The 16,984-nt window shown below is 70.0% G+C and carries 16 protein-coding genes, 1 pseudogene and 1 riboswitch; of the genes and pseudogenes, 14 read left to right on the top strand and 3 right to left on the bottom strand.

Features of this window, described 5'->3' with window-relative positions:
• The 3 genes and pseudogenes from ABZV34_RS28640 to ABZV34_RS28630 all read left to right on the top strand — a co-directional run.
• Positions 1–395 (top strand): annotated as a pseudogene (locus ABZV34_RS28640) (cytochrome ubiquinol oxidase subunit I); the annotation flags it as partial.
• Positions 392–790, top strand: coding sequence for a cytochrome c oxidase subunit 4 (locus ABZV34_RS28635; RefSeq protein WP_356282636.1), 399 nt, complete (start codon positions 392–394; stop codon positions 788–790). The pseudogene ABZV34_RS28640 and the gene ABZV34_RS28635, both read left to right, overlap by 4 nt.
• 156 nt (positions 791–946) lie before the next feature.
• Positions 947–2,212 (top strand): Ig-like domain-containing protein, encoded by a 1,266-nt coding sequence (locus ABZV34_RS28630; protein WP_356282633.1) that lies wholly within the window; start codon positions 947–949, stop codon positions 2,210–2,212.
• A gap of 95 nt (positions 2,213–2,307) precedes the next feature.
• Here the strand turns inward: ABZV34_RS28630 and ABZV34_RS28625 are convergent, their stop codons facing one another.
• Positions 2,308–2,709 carry a hypothetical protein gene (locus ABZV34_RS28625; protein WP_168527749.1) on the bottom strand — a complete coding sequence of 134 codons (402 nt, stop codon included), beginning with the start codon at positions 2,707–2,709 and terminating at the stop codon, positions 2,308–2,310.
• Positions 2,710–2,902: 193 nt separating this feature from the next.
• Between ABZV34_RS28625 and ABZV34_RS28620 the strand changes: the two genes are divergently transcribed.
• The 6 genes from ABZV34_RS28620 to ABZV34_RS28595 all read left to right on the top strand — a co-directional run bounded on the left by ABZV34_RS28620 (position 2,903) and on the right by ABZV34_RS28595 (position 10,222).
• Positions 2,903–3,523 carry a heme-copper oxidase subunit III gene (locus tag ABZV34_RS28620; RefSeq protein WP_356282630.1) on the top strand — a complete coding sequence of 207 codons (621 nt, stop codon included), beginning with the start codon at positions 2,903–2,905 and terminating at the stop codon, positions 3,521–3,523.
• Between the two features lie 64 nt (positions 3,524–3,587).
• Positions 3,588–4,397 carry a c-type cytochrome gene (locus tag ABZV34_RS28615; RefSeq protein ID WP_356282627.1) on the top strand — a complete coding sequence of 270 codons (810 nt, stop codon included), beginning with the start codon at positions 3,588–3,590 and terminating at the stop codon, positions 4,395–4,397.
• The gene (locus ABZV34_RS28610) at positions 4,394–5,458 is read left to right on the top strand and encodes a Rieske 2Fe-2S domain-containing protein (RefSeq protein WP_356282624.1); all 1,065 of its coding nucleotides are present in this window, start codon (positions 4,394–4,396) and stop codon (positions 5,456–5,458) included. The genes ABZV34_RS28615 and ABZV34_RS28610 overlap by 4 nt, the downstream gene beginning before the upstream one ends.
• Positions 5,455–7,092: a cytochrome bc complex cytochrome b subunit gene (locus ABZV34_RS28605; protein ID WP_356282621.1), complete on the top strand. Its 1,638-nt coding sequence runs from the start codon at positions 5,455–5,457 to the stop codon at positions 7,090–7,092. The genes ABZV34_RS28610 and ABZV34_RS28605 overlap by 4 nt, the downstream gene beginning before the upstream one ends.
• A gap of 136 nt (positions 7,093–7,228) precedes the next feature.
• Positions 7,229–8,293, top strand: coding sequence for an anthranilate phosphoribosyltransferase (trpD, locus tag ABZV34_RS28600; RefSeq protein WP_356282618.1), 1,065 nt, complete (start codon positions 7,229–7,231; stop codon positions 8,291–8,293).
• A 267-nt stretch (positions 8,294–8,560) separates the two neighbouring features.
• Positions 8,561–8,677, top strand: a riboswitch (SAM riboswitch).
• Positions 8,678–8,860: 183 nt separating this feature from the next.
• Positions 8,861–10,222, top strand: coding sequence for an aminotransferase class V-fold PLP-dependent enzyme (locus tag ABZV34_RS28595; protein ID WP_356282615.1), 1,362 nt, complete (start codon positions 8,861–8,863; stop codon positions 10,220–10,222).
• A gap of 75 nt (positions 10,223–10,297) precedes the next feature.
• On the opposite strand, the gene ABZV34_RS28590 is transcribed toward ABZV34_RS28595, so the two are convergent.
• Complete coding sequence (locus ABZV34_RS28590) at positions 10,298–10,579, bottom strand: Lrp/AsnC ligand binding domain-containing protein (RefSeq protein WP_356282612.1); 282 nt, start codon at positions 10,577–10,579, stop codon at positions 10,298–10,300.
• Positions 10,576–11,307 carry a rhomboid family intramembrane serine protease gene (locus ABZV34_RS28585; RefSeq protein WP_356282609.1) on the bottom strand — a complete coding sequence of 244 codons (732 nt, stop codon included), beginning with the start codon at positions 11,305–11,307 and terminating at the stop codon, positions 10,576–10,578. Before ABZV34_RS28585 ends, ABZV34_RS28590 begins: the two co-directional genes overlap by 4 nt.
• Before the next feature lie 130 nt (positions 11,308–11,437).
• On the opposite strand from ABZV34_RS28585, the gene ABZV34_RS28580 reads away from it, so the two are divergent.
• The 5 genes from ABZV34_RS28580 (at position 11,438) to ABZV34_RS28560 (ending at position 16,979) form a co-directional block, all read left to right on the top strand.
• Complete coding sequence (locus ABZV34_RS28580; RefSeq protein ID WP_356282606.1) at positions 11,438–11,677, top strand: hypothetical protein; 240 nt, start codon at positions 11,438–11,440, stop codon at positions 11,675–11,677.
• A 34-nt stretch (positions 11,678–11,711) separates the two neighbouring features.
• Complete coding sequence (locus ABZV34_RS28575; protein ID WP_356282603.1) at positions 11,712–13,061, top strand: NYN domain-containing protein; 1,350 nt, start codon at positions 11,712–11,714, stop codon at positions 13,059–13,061.
• 396 nt (positions 13,062–13,457) lie between these two features.
• The gene (locus tag ABZV34_RS28570; RefSeq protein WP_356282600.1) at positions 13,458–14,498 is read left to right on the top strand and encodes an NlpC/P60 family protein; all 1,041 of its coding nucleotides are present in this window, start codon (positions 13,458–13,460) and stop codon (positions 14,496–14,498) included.
• Positions 14,499–14,721: 223 nt separating this feature from the next.
• Entirely contained in the window at positions 14,722–15,753 is a 1,032-nt protein-coding gene (locus tag ABZV34_RS28565) for an NlpC/P60 family protein (RefSeq protein ID WP_356282597.1), read from the top strand.
• Positions 15,754–15,785: 32 nt separating this feature from the next.
• Entirely contained in the window at positions 15,786–16,979 is a 1,194-nt protein-coding gene (locus ABZV34_RS28560; RefSeq protein ID WP_356282594.1) for a hypothetical protein, read from the top strand.
• Positions 16,980–16,984 lie beyond the last annotated feature (5 nt).

Here is a 16,984-nt window from a genome sequence, read left to right as displayed (position 1 = left end):
GCACGTTCCTCGTCCAGCACTGGCTGGGCGCCGAGGGCATGCCGCGTCGTTACGCCGACTACCTGGCGGCCGACGGCTTCACCGCCCTCAACACGTTCTCGACGATCTGCTCGTTCCTGCTCGGGCTGTCGATCCTGCCGTTCCTCTACAACGTGTGGAAGACCGCCAAGTACGGCAAGAAGGTCGAGGTCGACGACCCGTGGGGGTACGGCCGTTCGCTCGAGTGGGCCACCTCCTGCCCGCCGCCGCGGCACAACTTCCTCACTCTGCCGCGGATCCGCAGTGAATCCCCGGCGTTCGACCTGCACCACCCGGAGATCGCCGCTCTCGACCAGCTCGAGAACGCCGGTCACGGTTCGGCGGCCCTGGCCGGCGGCAAGGAGGCGGGCAAGTGAAGGTCCAAGGCAAGATGTTCCTCTGGCTGGCCCTCTTCATCCTGATCATGGCCATCGTCTACGGCCTCTGGTCGAAGGAGCCGGCCGGCACCACGGCGCTCTTCCTGGGCTTCGGCCTGAGCGTCATGATCGGCTACTACCTGGCCTTCACGGCCCGGCGGGTCGACCAGCTGGCGCAGGACGACAAGGAGGCCGACGTCGCGGACGAGGCCGGTGAGGTGGGGTTCTTCGCCCCGCACAGCTGGCAGCCGCTCTCGCTCGGCATCGGCGGCGCGCTCGCCTTCATGGGCGTCGTCTTCGGCTGGTGGCTGCTGTACTTCTCGGCCCCGCTCATCGTGATCGGCCTGTGGGGCTGGGTCTTCGAGTTCTACCACGGTCAGGACCGCACCCAGTAGGACCCGGGGGCCCGCGCCACGCGCGGGACACCCTTTACACCAGAGAGCCCGGACACTCCGTCAGGAGGGCCCGGGTTCTCTGCGTGTCACGCGCGATGTCCCCCGGTCGGCTCACCCGCCGTGCCGTCGGGGCCCGCCGTTCATAGCGTGAAACCCATGAACCACGCACCGCGAATCCGCACGGTCGTCAGCTGCGCCACGCTGGTGGTTGCCTTCGGCGCGGCCACCACCGCCTGCGGCTCAGACAGTCATCCACTGGCGGCCAAGCCGTACGACGCGGCGGGCCTGATCTCCTTCAAGGGTCCGGTCGAAGGCGACAGCAGCAAAGTGGACCCGGACAAGCCGCTCGAAATCACCGTCAATGACGACGACGAGCGCATCACCGACGTGACGGCCACCGACGCGACGGGCCGGTACGTGGCGGGTGAGCTGGCCGCCGACGGCACCCGCTGGCACAGCACCTCCGCCCTGGCCGCGGGCGCCCACTACACGGTCCAGGTGAGCACGGAGGACGAGGACGGCGCCCAGGGCCGTAAGTCCATCGGCTTCGACACCACCACGCCCAAGGCCAAGAAGACACTCGGCGTCACCTTCGGGCCCGACACGGGCGAGTACGGCGTCGGGCAGCCCGTCACCGCCCAACTCAGCGCGGCCGTCAAGGACAAGGCCGCCCGCACGATCGTCGAGAGGGCCCTGCGGGTGGACTCGACGCCCGCGACGGAGGGCGCCTGGCACTGGGTGGACGACAAGACCCTGCACTACCGCCCCAAGGAGTACTGGCCCGCCCACGCCACCATCCAGGCGCACAGCAACCTCAAGGGCGTCAAGGTCGGTGCGGGGCTCTGGGGCGGCGACGCGAAGCCGCTGACGCTCACCACCGGCGACCAGCTCGTCGCCCTCACGGACGCCGGCACGCACGTCATGACGGTGTACGAGAACGGCGCGGTGATCAACAAGATCCCCATCACCACCGGCAAGCCCGGTTTCGAGACGCGCAACGGCGTCAAGGTGGTGCTGAGCAAGGAGTACGTCGTACGGATGCGCGGTACCACCGTCGGTATCGCCGAGGGTTCCTCCGACTCCTACGACCTGCCCGTGTACTACGCGACCCGTGTCACCTGGAGCGGCGAGTACGTGCACGCGGCGCCCTGGTCCGTGGGCTCCCAGGGGTACGCCAACGTCAGCCACGGCTGCACCGGCATGAGCACCAGCAACGCGGCGTGGTTCTTCAACCATGTGCGCGTGGGCGACATCGTGAAGGTCGTCAACTCCAACGGGGCCCAGATGGCGGCGTTCGACAACGGCTTCGGCGACTGGAACGTCACCTGGGCGAACTGGCGCAGCGGCAGTGCCCTGGTCGGCGGTACCCCCGACGGCCCGCCGGTGGCGGAGAAGGCGCGTCTGCGTCCCGAGTCCGTGTGAGACGGCGCCGCCCTCCCGTGCCCCGTCGAGGGCGCGGGAAGCGGCATGCCGGGCCTCAGGCGGCCCGCGGTCGCCGCGGCCCCCTGTCCGGGCCCTCAGGCGCCGAGCAGGGCCTTACGGCGCAGGAGCGAGGCCAGCGACGCGGCGAACTCCACCGGGTCGACCGGCAGGGTCACGGCGGCGTCCGCACGGCTCCAGGTGGCCAGCCAGGCGTCCTGGGGGCGCCCGATGAGCACCAGGACGGGCGGGCAGTTGAAGATCTCGTCCTTGATCTGCCGGCAGATCCCCATGCCACCCATCGGAACCGCCTCGCCGTCCAGCACACAGACGTCGATGCCGCCCCTGTCCAGCTCCTTCAGGACCGCGGCGGGCGTCGCGCACTCGATGAACTCGACCTGGGGGACGTCGGAGGCCGGTCTGCGGCCTGTCGCCAGCCGCACCTGCCCCCGGGTGTTGGAGTCGTCGCTGTAGACCAGCACCGTGGCGGTCGGCTGCATTGTTCCTCCACGCGTCTGAGAAGCCCCGCTCTGGTCGGGAACTCCTGGTACCGATGGCGCGGATGCTACTCCTTCAAACACCTCGTCAACACCGGTTCGGACAGGGCTTCGATGGGCCATACGGGCTGGACACACCCCACAGACACCCCGAACGGCACCCCCCGGGGTGAGGGCGGGATAAGCGACCGACATAATGTCGGTCGTGGCGACAGCAACGACAGTAGAAACCGGGCACGCGCACCCGTCGGTCAATCGACCGAACCTCACCAGCGTCGGAACCATCATCTGGCTGAGTTCCGAGCTGATGTTCTTCGCGGCCCTCTTCGCGATGTACTTCACCCTGCGATCGGTGACCGGACCGGATCACTGGAAGGAGATGGCAGGCCATCTCAACTTCCCGTTCTCGGCCTCGAACACCACGATCCTGGTGCTCTCCTCCCTGACCTGCCAGCTCGGCGTCTTCGCCGCCGAGCGCGGGGACGTGAAGAAGCTCCGGATGTGGTTCACCGTCACGTTCGTGATGGGTGCGATCTTCGTCGGTGGCCAGATCTTCGAGTACACCGAACTGGTCAAGAAGGACGGGCTCTCGCTCTCCTCCGACCCGTACGGCTCGGTGTTCTACCTGACCACCGGCTTCCACGGCCTGCACGTGACGGGTGGCCTCATCGCCTTCCTGCTGGTCCTCGGCCGCACCTACGCGGCCAAGAGGTTCACTCACGAGCAGGCGACCGCCGCCATCGTCGTGTCCTACTACTGGCACTTCGTCGATGTCGTCTGGATCGGCCTCTTCGCCACGATCTACATGATCAAGTAATCGGGCCCACAGCCCGAAACATCCAGAAGCATCGACGCAGAAGATCCTGACACCGGGGTAATCCGTGAAAAAGCTCTCCGCACGACGACGCCATCCGCTGGCGGCGGTCGTCGTCCTACTCCTCGCGCTGGCGGCCACCGGGGGGCTGTACGCCGCGTTCGCACCCGCGAGCAAGGCGCAGGCCGACACCACCGCCCAGTCCCTTGCCATCGACGAGGGCAAGAAGCTCTTCTCCGTGGGCTGCGCAAGCTGCCACGGAACCGGCGGTCAGGGCTCCTCCGACGGGCCGAGCCTGGTGGGTGTGGGCGCCGCGGCGGTCGACTTCCAGGTCGGCACCGGCCGCATGCCGGCCCAGCAGCCGGGCGCGCAGATCCCGCGCAAGAAGGTCATCTACTCGCAGGCCGAGATCGATCAGCTCGCGGCGTACATCGCCTCGCTGGGCGCTGGTCCCACGGTCCCGACCAAGAGCCAGGTCAGCCCGGAGGGCGCGGACATCGCCAAGGGCGGCGAACTGTTCCGCACCAACTGCTCCCAGTGCCACAACTTCACCGGCAAGGGCGGCGCGCTGACGGACGGCAAGTTCGCGCCGAGTCTTGAGGGTGTCGACCCCAAGCACATCTACGAGGCCATGCAGACCGGCCCGCAGAACATGCCCTCCTTCCCCGACACCACGCTGTCGGAGAAGAACAAGAAGGACATCATCGCGTACCTCGACGCGGTCAACGGTGACAACACCGAGAGCCCGGGCGGTCTCGATCTGGGTGGCCTCGGGCCGGTCAGTGAAGGCCTCTTCGGCTGGATCTTCGGTCTTGGCGCCCTGATCGCCGTCGCCGTCTGGGTCGCCGCTCGGACCGCAAAGGCCAAGAAGTCATGAGTAGCCAAGACATTCCAGAAGAGAACCTGCCCGCTGAGCGGGCCGACGAGCACGGTCACGGCGCAGTAGCCGTCGCGAACGAGGACAACCCGTTCGCGGACCCGGGACTGCCGCCCCACGAGCACCGCATCCAGGACATCGACGAGCGGGCCGCCCAGCGGTCCGAGCGTGTCGTCGCGATGCTGTTCACGCTGTCGATGCTGGCCACCGTGGCCTTCATCGCCTCGTACGTGACGATCCCGAACGACAAGTCGATCTTCGTGTTCCCGCTCGGGCACATCAGCGCGCTGAACTTCGCGCTGGGCATGACGCTCGGTGTGGCGCTCTTCTCGATCGGCGCGGGTGCGGTCCACTGGGCCCGCACCCTGATGTCCGACGTGGAGATCGCCGACGAGCGTCACCCGATCGAGGCGGAGCCTGAGGTCAAGGCCAAGGTCCTGGCCGACTTCAAGCAGGGCGCCAAGGAGTCCGCGCTCGGCCGCCGCAAGCTGATCCGCACCACGATGTTCGGCGCGCTGGCCCTGTTCCCGCTCTCCGGCGTCATGCTGCTGCGCGACCTCGGTCCGCTGCCGGGCACCAAGCTGCGCCACACGATCTGGTCCAAGGGCAAGCTGCTCGTCAACGTGAACACGAACGAGCCGCTGCGTCCCTCCGACATCGCCGTCGGCTCGCTCACCTTCGTCAAGCCCGAGGGCCTGGAGGAGAAGGACGAGGACTTCCAGCAGGAGATCGCGAAGGCCGCCGTGATGATCATCCGGCTCCAGCCGGACAACATCAAGGACAAGCGCGAGCTCGCCTGGTCGCACGAGGGCATCGTGGCGTACTCGAAGATCTGCACCCATGTCGGCTGCCCGATCTCCCTGTACGAGCAGCAGACGCACCACGTGCTCTGCCCCTGCCACCAGTCCACCTTCGACCTCTCCGACGGTGCCCGAGTGATCTTCGGCCCGGCCGGTCATGCCCTGCCGCAGCTGCGCATCGGTGTGAACGACGAGGGCTATCTCGAGGCGCTCGGCGACTTCGACGAGCCCGTCGGTCCTGCCTTCTGGGAGCGCGGATGAGTACTACCACCACCTCCGACTCGCGCTCGCGCGAGAAGGCGCCCGCCGGTGAGCGGGTGGCCGACTGGGCCGACGGCCGTCTGGGGATCTACTCCCTGGCCAAGTCCAACATGCGCAAGATCTTCCCCGACCACTGGTCGTTCATGCTGGGTGAGATCTGCCTCTACAGCTTCATCATCATCATCCTCACGGGTGTGTATCTGACGCTGTTCTTCCACCCGTCGATGAACGAGGTGGAGTACCACGGCAGCTACATCCCGCTGCAGGGCCAGATGATGTCCGAGGCGTTCAACTCGACCATGCACATCTCCTTCGAGGTGCGCGGTGGTCTGCTGATCCGGCAGATCCACCACTGGGCGGCGCTGGTCTTCCTCGCCGGCATGTTCGTGCACATGATGCGGGTGTTCTTCACGGGTGCGTTCCGCAAGCCGCGTGAGGTCAACTGGCTGTTCGGCTTCCTGCTGTTCGTGCTGGGCATGTTCACCGGCTTCACCGGTTACTCGCTCCCGGACGACCTGCTCTCCGGCACCGGTGTCCGCTTCATGGAGGGCGCGGTCCTGTCCGTGCCGATCGTCGGCACGTACCTCTCGTTCTTCCTCTTCGGCGGTCAGTTCCCGGGCGGCGACTTCGTGGCCCGCTTCTACTCCGTGCACGTACTGCTGCTGCCGGGCATCATGCTCGGCCTGCTGGTGGCCCACCTGATCCTGGTCTTCTACCACAAGCACACGCAGTTCGCGGGCCCCGGAAAGACGAACAAGAACGTCGTCGGCATGCCGCTGCTGCCGGTCTACACGGCCAAGGCCGGAGGCTTCTTCTTCCTGGTCTTCGGTGTCATCGCGGCCGTCTCGGCGATCGCCTCGATCAACCCCATCTGGACGATGGGCCCCTACCGTCCGGACATGGTGTCCACGGGCGCCCAGCCGGACTGGTACATGGGCTTCTCCGAGGGCCTGATCCGTGTCATGCCGGGCTGGGAGATCAACCTCTGGGGTCACACGCTCGTCCTGGGTGTGTTCATCCCGCTGGTGATCTTCCCGCTGGTCCTGGTCGCGATCGCGGTCTACCCGTTCATCGAGTCCTGGGTCACCGGCGACAAGCGCGAGCACCACATCCTGGACCGCCCGCGCAACGTCCCGACCCGCACCGCCTTCGGCGCGGCCTGGATCAGCTGGTACTTCGTCCTGCTGGTCGGCGGCGGCAACGACATCTGGGCCACGCACTTCCACCTGTCGATCAACTCGATCACCTGGTTCGTCCGGATCGCGTTCTTCGTCGTGCCGGTGCTCGTCTTCATCGCCACCAAGCGGATCTGCCTCGGCCTCCAGCGCCGCGACAAGGACAAGGTGCTGCACGGCCGCGAGTCCGGCATCATCAAGCGCCTGCCGCACGGTGAGTTCATCGAGGTGCACGAGCCGCTCGGCCAGGAGGCCCTGCACACGCTCACCGCGCACGAGCAGTACCAGCCCGCCGAGATCGGCCCGGTGGTCGACGGGAACGGTGTCGAGCGCAAGGTGAACGGCGTGCAGCGACTGCGTGCCAAGCTCAGCAAGGGCTTCTACGGGGAGAACAGCCAGATCCCCAAGCCCACGGTCGAGGAGTACGAGGAGATCACGAGCGGCCACGGCCACCACTGATCCTCCGGCCGGTCCTCACCGGTCCCACTGATCGCCACGGCAGGAGCCCCCGTCCCTTGGACGGGGGCTCTTCGCCGTGCCCGGGCTGGATAGGGTGGACCCTGCTTGTACCTGTCTACGAACCCAGGAGCGGCATATGAGTGCTGTGACCCCCGCTGGAGGCGACATCGCGGCGGGCCGTTCCTGGCCCGCCGTGCTGAACGGCCTGCTCGACGGCCGGGACCAGAGCGCGGACGACACGGCCTGGGCGATGGACCGGATCATGAGCGGCGAGGCGACGGACGCGCAGATCGCCGGCTTCGTGGTGGCGCTGCGGGCCAAGGGCGAGACGGTCGAGGAGATCACCGGTCTGGTCCGCACGATGTACGAGCACGCCAAGGTGATCGAGGTCCCGGGGGAGACCGTCGACATCGTCGGTACGGGCGGTGACGGCGCGAAGACGGTGAACATCTCCACGATGTCGTCGATCGTGGTGGCCGGGACCGGCACGAAGGTCGTCAAGCACGGCAACCGGGCCGCGTCGTCGGCGTCCGGCGCGTCGGACGTCCTGGGGAAGCTCGGCGTCAATCTGGAGCTGACGCCGAAGCGGGTGGCCGAGGTGGCCGAGGAGGCCGGGATCACCTTCTGCTTCGCGGTGAAGTTCCATCCGGCGCTGCGTCATGTGGCGGCGGCGCGTGGGCAGTTGGGCATCCGGACGGTCTTCAACTTCCTCGGTCCGCTGACCAACCCGGCGCGGGTGAGGGCGCAGGCGGTGGGTGTCGCCGATGCCCGGATGGCGCCGATCATGGCCGGTGTCTTCGCCGAGCGCGGCAACTCCTCGCTGGTCTTCCGCGGTGACGACGGGCTGGACGAGCTGACCACCACGGCGACGTCGAAGGTCTGGGTCGTGCGGGACGGCAAGGTGACCGAGGAGCGGTTCGATCCGCGGGACGTCGGCCTCGACCTGGTGCCCGTGGAGGCCCTGCGGGGTGCCGACGCCTCGTACAACGCGGAGGTCGCCCGTCGTGTCCTGGACGGCGAGAGGGGGCCCGTACGGGACGCCGTGGTGCTGAACGCGGCGGCGGCCCTGGTGGCGTTGTCCCCGACGGATGCGTCGCTGGTGGACCAGCTCCGTGCCGCGATGGTGCGGACGGCTCGGGCCATCGACTCCGGGGCCGCGCGCGCGGTCCTGGACCGCTGGGTGACGGTCACCAACGCGTAGACCCTCCGGGATCCCTCGCCCCTGTCATCCCTCGAGTTCTCCCGTCCTTGGGGGCTGCCGCCCCCAGACCCCCGCTTCGGCCCGAACGGCCTCGTCCTCAAGCGCCGGACGGGCTCGAGACGCGAGCCCGCGCTGAAGGGCTGACACCCGACCCGTCTCCGGGGGCTCCACCCCCGGAGACGGGTCCGGCAGGGGCGGCGGGGGCCGGTACCGGCATGTGGACGGTGGGGTTGCGTCAGGAAGATCGTGTGGCAGGATGCGATATCAGGTCATGAGCGACAGCCATCAGGCCCCGGCCGGCTGTCCGGCAACCCTCCGTCCGTGGCGGGGTGCCCCGGGTGAAGACCAGGCCGTAGGCAGCGAGGTCTGCGGCAAGCGCGGACCCCTCGAGAATCCCAGGGGTCCTGGTCGTTCGAGGGAGCCTTCTGTGAGCAAGCGAATGCGGTAGGGCGTAGAGCCCCGCTCCCGCACACCCTTTTCCCCTCCCACCTGCGCCGGGCCGCGCGCGTACCTCCGTACGCCCCCGCCCGCGCGGTGCTTCCGCCTGCCTCTCACAGGAGTGCACCCATGTCTGTCTCCACCGCTGCCGCCGAACGGTCCGTATGTGCCCCCCTGCCCGTTCTGGGCCGTGATGTGACCGTCCCGCTCGTCACCGGCGGCGAGGTCACCTACGCCGCCCTCGACTACGCCGCCAGCGCCCCGGCCCTCCAGCGTGTCTGGGACGACGTCGCCGCGTACGCCCCGTACTACGGCAGCGTGCACCGTGGAGCCGGCTACCTCTCCCAGCTGTCCACCGACCTCTTCGAGAACGCCCGCGGGACCGTCGCGGAGTTCCTGCACTGCCGCGAGGACGACCAGGTCGTCTTCACCCGGTCGACGACCGACTCGCTCAACCTGCTCGCCGCCGCCCTCCCGGCCGACTGCCAGGTCTTCGTGTTCGAGACCGAGCACCACGCCTCGCTGCTGCCCTGGCAGGACGCGCGGGTCACGTACCTCGACGCGCCCCGCACCCCGCGGGGGGCCGTCGCGACCCTGGAGCGCGCCCTCGCCGACCGTGACCCCCACGGACCGGCCCTCGTCTGCGTCACCGGCGCCTCCAACGTCACCGGCGAGCTGTGGCCGGTGCGCGAGCTCGCCGCCGCCGCGCACGCCCACGGCGCCCGGATCGTCCTGGACGCCGCCCAGCTCGCCCCGCACCACCCGGTGTCCGTCGGCGACCTCGACGTCGACTGGGTCGCCTTCTCCGGGCACAAGCTGTACGCGCCCTTCGGCTCAGGTGTCCTCGCCGGCCGCTCCGACTGGCTGCGCGAGGCCGAGCCCTACCTCGCCGGCGGCGGTGCCAGCCGCAAGGTCGCCCGGCGCGCGGACGGCGGCGTCGACGTCGAGTGGCACGAGAGCGCGGCCCGGCACGAGGCCGGGTCCCCCAACGTCATCGGCGCCTACTCCATCGCCTCCGCCTGCAAGGCGCTCACCGAGGAGGGCTTCGACCGGATCGTCGCCCGCGAGCGGCACCTGATCCGCACGGTCCGGGAGGGGCTCGCCGAGGTGCCCGCCGTGCGCGTGCTGTCGCTGTTCGGCGACGACGCGCCCCGGGTCGGCGTCATCTCGTTCGTCGTCGAGGGCTGGAACAGCTCACACTTCGCGGCGGCGCTCTCCGCCGAGTACGGCATCGGGGTGCGTGACGGCCTCTTCTGCGCGCACCCGCTGCTGCGCACGCTGCTCGGCAGCGACCCGCAGACCCAGGGCGAGTGCGGGGCCCCGGAGGCCGCGCCCGGCGAGAAGTCCCTCAACGCGATCCGCGTCAGCTTCGGGGCGGGCACCCCGGACGAGCACGTGGAGCGCTTCGTGCGCGCCGTGAAGGAGCTCGTGCGGGACGGTGCGCAGTGGCGCTACCGGACCGAGGGCGGTCGCTGCGTGCCGGCGGTCTGACCCCGGTGGCCGCGAAGGACCCGCTGCGGTACGGAACGGCGTGGGGGGCGGTGCGGGGTCAGGAGTCCAGGCCGGTCAGGAGTCCAGGCCGATCGCGAACGCCGCCTCCAGGTCGTGCTGCGAGTACGTACGGAACGCGACGTGGGTGTCGGTGCCCTCGACCCCCGGGATCTTGCTGATGCTGCCGGGGATGACGTCCGCCAGATCGTCGTGGGCCTTGACCCGGACCATGGCGATCAGGTCGTACGTACCGGTGACGGAGAAGACCTCGCTGACACTGTCCAGCGCGGCGATCGACTGGGCGATCTCGGGGATCCGGTCCACGCTGGTCTTGATGAGCACGATCGCGGTGATCACGGCTGGTTTTCTCCCTCGGGGGCCGCTGCTGGGACTTTCACTCTAGTCGGCCGCCGGAAGCGCACCCACGCGTAGAGGAAGCCCAGCGAGAAGCCCACCAGGTGTGCCAGATAGGCGACCCCGGGACCCGAGGGGCTGCGGCCCGCCGCCAGCCACTGCAGCGCCGCCCAGAACGGCAGCACGATCCAGGCGGGGAAGCGCAGCGGCAGGAAGAAGAGGAACGGGAAGAGACTGGTCACCCGGGCCTTGGGGAACAGGTACAGGAACGCTCCGAGGACCGCGGAGATCGCTCCCGAGGCACCGACCAGGGTCTGTTCGGAGCTGGAGTTGGCGATCGCGTAGCCGACCAGTGCGAGGTATCCGCAGCCGACGTAGAAGAGGGCGAACTCGAAGTGGCCCATGCGTTCCTCGGCCATGGCCCCGAAGACGTAGAAGAAGAGCATGTTGCCCAGGAGGTGGAGCCAGCTGCCGTGGATGAACAGGGCCGTGGCGGGGGTCAGCAGGGCGCCCGGAGTGCCGCTCAGCAGATCGGCGGGCACCACGCCCCAGCGCCGGAAGTAGGCGCGCTGTGCGACGAGCAGTTCGTCCCCGGTGCCGTACGTCGGATTGAACCCCGACGCCGGGCCGATCACGAAGATCACACAGCACAGGACGATCAGCCCGTACGTCACGGGCGCGGACTGGGCCCGCACCGTCCTGCCGACCGTCGTACTCCAGTTGCCGATCATGTTGCAGAGCATGACGTAACCGGACCGATGCACACAGAGTGCCTCGCCGCTGTGGACGGCCGAGCGTCGAGTACCCGCCAGGCCGTAGGGTTACGAGCCACACGGACACCAGAAGGAAAGCGACTGCCACATGACGGTTCCCCTTCCGACCGCCGACACCCGCTGGCGCTGCACCCTGTGCGGCAATCTGACGCGCTTCGACGTGACCCGCTCGTCCAAGGTCGTCGAGTACATGCACCTCGACCTGGCCGGTGAGCCGAGCGTGGAGGAGCGTGAGGTGGTCAGTGAGACCATCGAGTCGGTGCGTTGCCGCTGGTGCAACGCGGTGGATCAGGTGGAACTGGTGGACAGGCCGGGCGTCGGCTCCTGAGGGAGCGGGCCCCGCACGGACGATGGAGTGACGGATGGCGGAGACCACAGGCGGGGAGCCGGACGACGGCGCCGCCGAGGTGCTCGACCGTCCGCTGCCCGACGGCGTGCGCCGCCGTGTCGTGCAGATCGTCTCCGACGGGTTCGGCGGTCTGACCGTCGCCGAACTGCCGGTCCAGCTACGGCAGTACGCGCGGTTCGCCCCGAACCGGCGCGCGAAGTTCGCCGGCAACGCGATGGCCGCGGCGCTGGAGACCGACCCGCTCTTCAGGCAGCGTATCGCCGAAAAGCTCAGAGAGGCGCAGCCGGAGCTCGTCGGAGCCCTCGACTCCGGCGCGCCGCCCCCGGCCGCGGACCCGCTGGACGTGGCGGCCGCGGCCTATGTGCTGCGCCCCACGGGCTGGGTGAAACTGGTGACCGCCGCGGGCGAGGAGGCCCTGCGGGCGGACGCCGAGCGTGCCGACGAGGAGAGCCGCGCGGAGCTGGAACGACTGCGCGAGGAGCTCGCCGAGGCGCGGACGCACACCCGGGCCGAGACCGAACGGCTGCGCACCGAGCTGGAGTCCGCGAAGAAGGAGTCGGAGTCGCTGCACCGCAAGCTGCGCGGTGCCCTCAGCGACGTCAAGCGGGGTGAGGCCGCGCTGCGCAAGCTGCAGGCCGAGACGGACACCGCGCGGGCGGAGGGGCAGGCCCAGGTGTCCGCCGCGGAGAGCGAGAGCCGGCGGCTCAAGACACGGCTCTCCGAGGCCGAGGCGGCCCTGGAGGCCACCCGTAAGGCGGCCCGTGAGGGGCGCAGCGTCGAGGACATGCGCGTCCGGCTGCTGCTGGACACCGTGCTGGACGCGGCGCAGGGGCTGCGGCGCGAACTCGCCCTGCCACCGGTGTCCGTACGGCCCGCCGAGACCGTGGACGCGGTCGAACCGGGGCGGATGACCCCCAAGGACATCGCCGCTCGCGCCCTGTCCGAGAACGATCCCGCGATCCTCGACCAGCTGCTCGCGCTGCCGCAGGCGCACCTGGTGATCGACGGGTACAACGTCACCAAGACCGGATATCCGCAGATGCCGCTGGAGAAACAGCGGCTGCGGCTGCTGGGGCAGCTCTCCCAGCTCGCCGCGCAGACCGGCGCCGAGGTCACCTGTGTCTTCGACGGGGCGGAGCTGGCCGCGCCGGTGCTGCTCGCGCCGCCGCGCGGGGTGCGGGTGCTGTTCTCCAAGCCGGGAGTCACCGCGGACGAGTTGATCCGCCGGCTGGTGCGCGCCGAGCCGCCCGGGCGGCCGGTCATCGTGGTCTCCACCGACCGTGAGGTGGCCGACGGGATCGCCAAGGCGGGCGCCCGGCCGGTCGCCTCCGTGGTGCTCCTGAAGCGCTTCTCGCGGGGTTAGTCGAGTACGTTCCGCGGGGTCGGCCGAAGGGTTTTCCGCGAGGTCGGCCGGGGGGTTTCGCCCGGTTCGTCAAGCGATTTTCGCCGGGTCGGTGATCTGCGGCCTACGCGTCAAAGGGCTCGTACGTCCCATGTGTAACGTCCGGGCGCAATGGGTCGTTTGGAGAAACCTTCACGCAACGTAGCGTCAATCGGATATCACTGCAGGTGAGTTGAGTGCAAAGAATGCGCTCGGTAACCGAGATTTTTCAGGTTTGGATTTGAACTGATCACAGGAAGGTCACTAGGGTCAGGCCTCGAACCTCCGCTCGGGTGTTCGCTCGTTGGGAGTGACGGCGGAGGGGCACCGCCCGTCGGCGTCTCGGCAGGCGGCTGGAGGAAGAAGGAGCTCGCCTTCGTGGCGTCCCACCGTCGACCCAAGCAGCCGAGCCGCACCCGTGTGACCGTGCTCACCACCGCCGCGGCGGCCGCCGTGGCCCTCAGCGCCAACGCCGCCAACGCCGCGCCCAGCGAGAAGCCGGGCAAGGACGAGGTCAAGGCGAAGGTCGACGCCCTCTACCAGGAGGCGGAGCAGGCCACCGAGAAGCTCGACGGGGCCAAGGAGAAGCAGGACAAGCTGGAGAAGCAGATCAGCACCCTGCAGGACAACGTCGCCCGTGGCCAGGATGACCTCAACCAGCTGCGCGACGGCCTCGGTTCGATGGCCAGCGCCCAGTACCGCACCGGCGGCATCGACCCCTCCGTGGCACTGTTCCTCTCCTCGAACCCGGACGACTTCCTGGACAAGGCGTCCGCGATGGACCAGCTGACCGGTCAGCAGGTCGAGTCGTTGAAGAAGGTCCAGGAGAAGCAGCGCGAGCTCGCCCAGCAGCGCCAGGAAGCGTCCGAGAAGCTCAAGGACCTCTCCGACACCCGCGCCGAGCTCAAGAAGAAGAAGCAGGAAGTCCAGGGGAAGCTCGCCTCCGCGCAGAAGCTCCTCAACTCCCTGACCGCCAAGGAGAAGGCGGCGCTGGACGAGCAGCAGTCGCGCGCCACCCGCGCCAGCGAGCGCACGGTCCTCGACAGCCCCGGCAAGGCCGGCTCCGGGCGCGCCGGCGCCGCGTTCGCCGCCGGACAGAGCATGAGGGGCCGGCCGTATGTCTACGGCGCCACCGGCCCCGACTCCTTCGACTGCTCCGGCTTCACCTCCTGGTCCTACGCCCAGGCCGGTGTCTCCATCCCCCGCACCTCCGAGTCGCAGGCCACCATAGGCACCCGCATCTACTCGCAGAGCGATCTGCAGGTCGGTGACCTGGTCTTCTTCTTCGGTGACCTGCACCACGTCGGGCTCTACGCGGGCGGCGGCCAGGTGCTGCACGCCCCGCGTACCGGCACGGTCGTGCGCTACGAGTCGATGAGCACCATCGGCGGAGCGTTCCAGTTCGGCGTCCGGGTCTGATCCGGCCTCCGCACCGCTCCGGGGATCTCCTCGGCGTGCCGCCCAAACGGGCGAATCACGGTAACTCCCGCTGACCCCACGCCCCGTCGGTGACCTGCGTCTCCGGCGGGGCGCAGCCATGTGCGCCCCCGGAGGTCTTTGGCCGGTGCGTAGTCGCACGGCTACTGTCTGCCGCGTTTCCCCCGATTCCGGGGGACCGTCAGCGGAAGGGAGAGCGGCTACCGTGGGGTCCCATCGCCGCCGTGCACCGTCCGGGTCCGACCGGGGTGCCGGCACCCCGGGCATCGCCGGCATCACCGTCACCGTGATGTCCGTGGCCGCAGCCGCCCTCGGTGCCGTACCGGCCGCCGCGGCACCGCAGGACGACACCCGGGCCGAGGTGGACCGTCTCTACACGCAGGCCGAGAAGGCCACCGAGGCGTTCAACAAGGCCGGCGAACGCGCCGGCGCGCTGCGCAAGGAGGTGCGCACGGCGCAGGACCGGATCGCCCGCCAGCAGGAGCGCATCAACACGATGCGGGACGCGCTCGGTTCGCTCGCCGGGGCCCAGTACCGCGCGGGTGGGCTCGACCCCTCCCTCGCGCTGATCTTCTCCGACAACCCGGCCGAATACCTCGACAAGGCCGCCGTGCTGGACCGGATCAACGCCCGCCAGGCGGGGGAGCTCGAGGACCTCCGGTTCGCGATGCGCGATCTCGCCCAGGAGCGGGAGGAGGCGACCGGGAAACTCGCCGAGCTGGAGCGGAGCAGCCGGGCCGTCGCCCACCACAAGCGGACCGTCGAGCGGAAGCTCACCGAGGCGCGGCGGCTGCTCGACTCGCTGCCGGACGGCCTGCGCGACGCCTACGACCGGGCCTCGCGCTCCGGACGCCCCGGCATCCCCGACCTCGGAAGCGCCGTGCCCGCCTCGGGGCGGGCCGCCGCGGCCCTCGCCGCGGCCCGCTCCGCGCTCGGCCGCCCCTACGTGTGGGGCGCCAACGGGCCCGGCGGCTTCGACTGTTCGGGCCTCATGCAGTGGTCGTACGCGCGGGCCGGGGTCGGTCTGCCGCGTACCTCCCAGGAGCAGCGGTACGCCGGACACCAGGTGCCGCTCTCGCAGGCGCTCCCCGGTGACCTGGTCACCTACCGGTCGGACGCGAGCCATGTGGCGATGTACGCGGGCAACGGGCAGGTGATCCACGCGCCCTATCCGGGGGCCGCGGTGCGCTACGACCCGGTGGGCATGATGCCGATCTCGTCCGTGACGCGGGTCTGACCGCGCCGCCGGAGCGCCGTACGATCGGGAACGTGGCAGGTCGAGGGCGTGCGTCGCGGGCGGGGTGTTCCCTGGTGCTGCTCGGCGTGCTGGCGGGCTGCGGCGGGCATCCGGCTCCGGACACCGCCGCCGCCGACGTGCAGCGGGTCCTCGACCGGCGGGCGACGGCGGTCCTCGACCGGGACGAGGCGGCCTACCGCGCCACCGAGGGACCGTCCGGCTCGGTCACCGAGTTCCGGCGGCTGCGCGCCGTCCCGTTGGCCGCCTGGGCGTACCACCTGACCGACCTGCGCCGTTCCGGGGACCGCGCCACCGCCGACGCGGAACTGCGCTACCGCGTCGAGGGCTACGACAGGGCCCCCGTCACGGTCGCCCGCACCCTGCGCCTGGTCCACGACGACGGGCGGTGGCGGGTCGCCTCCGACGTGCCCGCGAGGAAGGCCGGCCAGCAGCTGTGGGAGCAGGGCGCGGTGACGGCCGTACGGGGCGCGCACAGCCTCGTGCTGGGGGTCGGGCAGTCCGGTGAGCGGCTGCGGGCCTACGCGGCTCTCGCGGACCGCGCGGTGCCCGCCGTCTCCGAGGCCTGGGGCACGGACTGGGCGGGGCACGTCGTCGTCCTCGTACCGAAGTCGCTGGACGGCATGGCGGGGCTGCTCGGGGCGTCGGCGTCCGGCTACCGGGGGATCGCCGCGGTCACCACCGGAGAGGCGGGCGGCTCGGCGAAGGCGCCCGCGGACCGGATCATCGTCAACCCCGAGGCGTACGGCGTGCTCGGCGACCTCGGCAAGCAGGTCGTGCTGACCCACGAGACGACGCACGTCGCCACCCGGGCCCACACCACCGCCGCCACGCCCCTGTGGCTGTCCGAGGGGTACGCGGACTGGGTCGGCTACCGGGGCAGCGGGCGTACGCCGGCGCAGGCCGCGCCGGAGCTGCGGCGGGCGGTGCTGGACGGCCACCCGCCGGCCGCGCTGCCGGCGGACGGGGACTTCGGGTTCACCGGGGACGCGGCGCGGCTGGCGCGGGCGTACGAGGGCGGCTGGATGGCCTGCAGGCTGATCGCCGACCGCTGGGGCGAGGTGCGGCTCAACGACTTCTACCGGGCGGTGGGCGATCACGGGAAGCGGGCGGGGGCCGTGGAGGGCGCGCTGCGGGACGTACTGCGCACGACGCCGGAGAAGTTCACCGAGCAGTGGCGTACCTATCTGCGGACCCAACTCGGCTGAGCGCT

Origin of the sequence: Streptomyces sp. NPDC005195, from assembly GCF_040608315.1 — a bacterium.
In the GTDB taxonomy this organism is placed as follows: Bacteria; Actinomycetota; Actinomycetes; order Streptomycetales; family Streptomycetaceae; genus Streptomyces; species Streptomyces kaempferi.
This window is presented reverse-complemented; position numbering and strand designations above follow the sequence as displayed.

Excerpts from the sequence above, each read along its gene's own strand:
- ABZV34_RS28575 (WP_356282603.1), top strand. The coding sequence starts at position 11,712 with ATGGCGGAGACCACAGGCGGGGAGCCGGACGACGGCGCCGCCGAGGTG.
- ABZV34_RS28610 (WP_356282624.1), top strand. The coding sequence starts at position 4,394 with ATGAGTAGCCAAGACATTCCAGAAGAGAACCTGCCCGCTGAGCGGGCC.
- ABZV34_RS28595 (WP_356282615.1), top strand. The coding sequence starts at position 8,861 with ATGTCTGTCTCCACCGCTGCCGCCGAACGGTCCGTATGTGCCCCCCTG.
- trpD (WP_356282618.1), top strand. The coding sequence starts at position 7,229 with ATGAGTGCTGTGACCCCCGCTGGAGGCGACATCGCGGCGGGCCGTTCC.
- ABZV34_RS28620 (WP_356282630.1), top strand. The coding sequence starts at position 2,903 with ATGTCGGTCGTGGCGACAGCAACGACAGTAGAAACCGGGCACGCGCAC.
- ABZV34_RS28630 (WP_356282633.1), top strand. The coding sequence starts at position 947 with ATGAACCACGCACCGCGAATCCGCACGGTCGTCAGCTGCGCCACGCTG.
- ABZV34_RS28585 (WP_356282609.1), bottom strand. The coding sequence starts at position 11,307 with ATGATCGGCAACTGGAGTACGACGGTCGGCAGGACGGTGCGGGCCCAG.
- ABZV34_RS28625 (WP_168527749.1), bottom strand. The coding sequence starts at position 2,709 with ATGCAGCCGACCGCCACGGTGCTGGTCTACAGCGACGACTCCAACACC.
- ABZV34_RS28605 (WP_356282621.1), top strand. The coding sequence starts at position 5,455 with ATGAGTACTACCACCACCTCCGACTCGCGCTCGCGCGAGAAGGCGCCC.
- ABZV34_RS28580 (WP_356282606.1), top strand. The coding sequence starts at position 11,438 with ATGACGGTTCCCCTTCCGACCGCCGACACCCGCTGGCGCTGCACCCTG.